General features: G+C 65.2%; 1 protein-coding gene. It reads left to right on the top strand.

What is annotated here, in order from left to right; translation table 11 throughout:
• On the top strand, positions 1 to 1,913 hold a 1,913-nt coding region (gene aceE / locus AB0N65_RS20620), incomplete at both ends, for a pyruvate dehydrogenase (acetyl-transferring), homodimeric type (protein WP_364166140.1).

Raw genomic sequence — 1,913 nt, 5'->3', positions numbered from 1 at the left:
GCGCGGGCGTTCATGGAAGGCCGGCTCACGGAGGAGGACCTGGACGGGTTCCGGCAGGAAAAGTCCCGTGAGGGGCATGCGTTGTCCTCGTACCCGCATCCGCGGCTGATGCCGGGGTTCTGGGAGTTCCCGACCGTGTCGATGGGCATCGGGCCGATGAACGCGATCTACCAGGCCCAGTCCAACCGGTACCTGCATAACCGCGGGATCAAGGACACCAGTGACCAGCAGGTCTGGGCGTTTTTGGGTGACGGGGAAATGGACGAGCCCGAGTCCCGCGGCCTGCTGCAGCTCGCCGCGAACGAGAACCTGGACAACCTGAACTTCGTGATCAACTGCAACCTCCAGCGCCTGGACGGGCCGGTGCGCGGCAACGGCAAGATCATGCAGGAACTCGAAGCGTTCTTCCGCGGCGCGGGCTGGAACGTGATCAAGGTCGTCTGGGGCCGGGAATGGGACACCCTGCTCGAGAACGACACCGATGGTGCGCTCGTGAAGCTGATGAACGAAACCGCCGACGGTGACTACCAGACCTACAAGGCCGAATCCGGCGGTTTCGTCCGCGAACACTTCTTCGGCCGCACCCCGCAGACCAAGGACATGGTCGCTGACCTGACCGACGAGCAGATCTGGGGACTCAAACGCGGCGGGCACGACTACCGCAAGGTCTACGCCGCGTACAAAGCAGCGACCGAGTTCAAGGGCAAACCCACCGTGATCCTGGCCAAGACCGTCAAGGGCTACGGCCTGGGCCCGCACTTCGAAGGCCGCAACGCGACCCACCAGATGAAGAAACTGACCATGGAAGACCTCAAAGCCTTCCGTGACCACCTGCGCATCCCGATCAGCGATGACCAACTCGACGCGGACCTCTACCGGCCCCCGTACTACCACCCCGGCATGGACGCCCCGGAAATCCAGTACCTCATGGAACGCCGGAACGCCCTGGGCGGGTTCGTGCCCGAACGCCGCCGCACCCACACCCCCGTCACCCTCCCAGACGCCAAGTCCTACGAGGTCGCCAAACGCGGCTCCGGCAAACAACAAGCCGCGACCACCATGGCCTTCGTCCGGCTGCTCAAGGACCTGATGCGGGACAAGAACTTCGGCCACCGCCTCGTCCCGGTCGTCCCGGACGAATCCCGCACCTTCGGGATGGACGCGTTCTTCCCGACCGCGAAAATCTACAACCCCAAAGGCCAGAACTACCTCTCCGTGGACCGCGACCTCGTCCTGGCCTACAAGGAATCCCCCGCCGGGCAACTCATCCACCCCGGCATCAACGAAGCCGGCGCCGTCGCAGCATTCACCGCCGCCGGCACCTCCTACGCCACCCACGGCGAACCCCTCGTCCCGATCTACGTGTTCTACTCCATGTTCGGCTTCCAACGCACCGGAGATTCCTTCTGGGCAGCAGCGGACCAAATGACCCGCGGCTTCATCATCGGCGCCACCGCAGGACGCACCACCCTCACCGGCGAAGGCCTCCAACACGCCGACGGGCACTCCCCCGTCCTGGCCTCCACCAACCCCGCCGTACGCACCTACGACCCCGCCTACGGCTACGAAATCGGCCACATCATCCGCCACGGCCTCGAAACCATGTACGGCGACACCGAGGACCCGAACGTGATGTTCTACCTCACCGTCTACAACGAACCCATCACCCAACCCGCCGAACCGGAAAACCTCGACACCGAAGGCCTGCTCAAAGGCATCTACCACCTCGCCCCCGCCCCCGACGGCAGCCCCGACCGGCCCACCGCACAAATCCTCGCCTCCGGCGTGTCCGTGCCCTGGGCCCTCGAAGCCGCCCGCATCCTCAACCAGGACTGGGGCGTCGCCGCCGACGTATGGTCCGTGACCTCCTGGAACGAACTACGCCGCGACGGCCTCGAAGCCGACGACCACGC

The sequence above is a fragment of the Paenarthrobacter sp. NPDC089322 genome, from assembly GCF_040684895.1.
Lineage (GTDB): Bacteria > Actinomycetota > Actinomycetes > Actinomycetales > Micrococcaceae > Arthrobacter.
Note: the sequence above shows the minus strand (reverse complement) of the source record. Positions and strands in the feature narration are given on the sequence as shown.